The 2,445-nt window shown below is 36.3% G+C and carries 2 protein-coding genes and 1 pseudogene; 2 read left to right on the top strand and 1 reads right to left on the bottom strand.

Annotated elements, in window-relative coordinates; genetic code table 11:
- Positions 1-118, top strand: a pseudogene (locus FEZ33_RS12010) (IS30 family transposase); the annotation flags it as partial.
- A 40-nt stretch (positions 119-158) separates the two neighbouring features.
- On the opposite strand, the gene rpoN reads toward FEZ33_RS12010, so the two are convergent.
- Positions 159-1,547 carry an RNA polymerase factor sigma-54 gene (rpoN, locus tag FEZ33_RS12005; RefSeq protein WP_138405593.1) on the bottom strand — a complete coding sequence of 463 codons (1,389 nt, stop codon included), beginning with the start codon at positions 1,545-1,547 and terminating at the stop codon, positions 159-161.
- Positions 1,548-1,981: 434 nt separating this feature from the next.
- On the opposite strand from rpoN, the gene FEZ33_RS12000 reads away from it, so the two are divergent.
- Positions 1,982-2,281 (top strand): HTH domain-containing protein, encoded by a 300-nt coding sequence (locus FEZ33_RS12000; protein ID WP_138405592.1) that lies wholly within the window; start codon positions 1,982-1,984, stop codon positions 2,279-2,281.
- Positions 2,282-2,445 lie beyond the last annotated feature (164 nt).

Raw genomic sequence — 2,445 nt, 5'->3', positions numbered from 1 at the left:
TGTGTCATCGATTGCACACAAACGGAACACGATTCCACGGAAATCCTTGCACTACCAAACACCGTTGGAAGTATTTTTGAGTTACTTAGATGAAGCTGTTTTGTCTAGCTTAATTTGACAAATCAAAAATTATAAAAAATATTCATAACTCTTTTCCATTACTTAATCCTTCTTTTTGTAGTGGATAAGATCCCTAATTCCTTGCGATATTTATTAACCGTTCGACGTGAGATCGTGTAACCTCTCTCATGAAGAATATCCGCTAGTTTCTGATCTGACAAGGGATGTTGCTTGTCTTCTTGATCAATTAACTTTTGAATTTCTTTTAGTATAAATTGTTGACTTAACTCTTCACCTGATTCTGACTGAACCGATGATGTTGTAAAGAGTTTTCGCAATTCAAATGTACCAAAATCAGTATAAAAATACTTACCTTGAATAGTACGACTTACTGTGGAAGGACTAAGGTCACATCTTTCAGCTATTTGTTTAATCGTTAATGGCGACACTTGATGCCCTTTTGAATTGAAAAAAAGCGCTTGTGCTTCAATAATTGCTTGTGTAACTTGAACGAGTGTCACTTCTCTACGTTTCAAACTATACGAGACAGCTCTCACTTGCTGTCGCTTGTCCTTGATAAATTCTTTCAAATCAGTATCATCAATGGCTTTCAATTCTTGATAATATGTATCATTAAAACTTAATTTCGGTAAGTTTTGAAAATTATAAGATACTTCGTATCCCTCTTCTTTCTGTTGAATAAATACATCTGGTTCAATATATTGCGTTTCCTCACTATAAAAGTAAACCGCAGGCGTTATCGCTAAGGTTTGATAATAAGCGACTGTCTCTAATATATCCTCAATAGAAACATTTAAATGATTAGATATCGTTTGGTATTCACGATTGACTAACTCATTAAAGTATATTTCTAAAACAACGTAAGCTATCTCTGGAGCGGATGGGTCGTGTTCAGTTTGAAGCATCCATAATTCCCTCAAATCACGCGCACCAACACCAACGGGTTCTAATTGTTGAAGTAAAGTGATCGCATCGAGTAACTCAATCGCATCACACTCTATAATCAATTGTAACGCTTCGTCTGACTTACTAAGAAAGCCATTTTCATCGAGTTCATCCACTAGCCTAATCATCAGATCTCGCAAACGGGTCTTGCGATAACACATGATTTGGTCTATTAAATTAGTTCGAAAGGATTGTTGTCTCTGATCCTCTAGTTGATTTATCATTGCTTGATGATTATCTTGCTTATCTGATGAATTAACCATGTTACCATATGAATCATACTGACTAACACCATCTTCAATCAGAATATTATCGAATCCTAACGAATTAATCTCTAACATATCTCGTGTATCTTCAACAACCATGAAGGGATTCTCTTGTGATATATCCATCAATAATTGACTTAAATCTTCACGAGCTGTTTGAAGGATTCTTAACGCTTGTAACTGGTCAAAACTCATTTGTTGACGTTGCTTTTGCATTAATTCAGTATTTAATGATGTACCTCTTTCCCATTTCATATTCTCATTCCCCCATACTTGATACTTTATTATACCATATCTGTATCATTACTCATTAGTCGTAATAGATAACGCTAATGATGTTATTTGGTTAAGATTTAAAGTGGTAGATGGGGGCGTTGTGAGAGGTGATGCCAAGCTCCGAATCAATAAAAACGGTGCGTCGTAAGGTGTCGCCACGCTCTGGTTTAGTGGATTCAGTCCATCGCGAAGAGCTGCCACGCTCCGCTTAGTTGAATATAGACTCACGCATCCCAACTATAATGGTCCTATGAACGTGGACAATCAGAGACATACTCATTTCATTCGTGGACTCAGGTTATTTCTGTCATAAAAATCGTAGACAGAGTCGTAGATTAATAAATATTTTGTAGACAATCCGTCATGAGTTGATATTTTTAGTGGAATAAATAAAAAAAGAAAGGTGAATCAACATGGGAAAATATAGTCCAGAAGAAGTTCAAATTTTAAGTACTTCACCGTATATTGATAGTGTCAGCGAGAGGTCAGTGCTTTATGGAGATGTATTTAAACAGGAGTTTTATCTATTGACGAAGCAAGGTCATCAACCGAAGGAGATTTTTAGATCGCTTGGGATTGATCCGCTGATCGTTGGTGATAATGCCATTCGGGTTTTTACACAGAAGATGAAACACTATCAACCAAAACTAAACGAAGATGGTGACATGATTGCGCTATCCCCCTCATACGTGGACTTAAAAAAAGAAATTTAAAGGCTCAAATTTGAGAACAAATTCTTAAAAAAAAAGAGACTTATCGACTTGGGGATGTATCCGAAAGAGAAGTCAAGCGATTCTACTTTAAAGTGATTCAAGAGACATTTGAATCCCCAACTAACACGTGGACCATTGAAGCGCTCTGTCGTTTTTGTGGTGTA

Origin of the sequence: Ruoffia tabacinasalis, assembly GCF_005864045.1 — a bacterium.
In the GTDB taxonomy this organism is placed as follows: Bacteria; Bacillota; Bacilli; order Lactobacillales; family Aerococcaceae; genus Ruoffia; species Ruoffia tabacinasalis.
The sequence above is the reverse complement of the archived record's forward strand: the minus strand, read 5'-3'. Positions and strand labels throughout refer to the sequence as shown.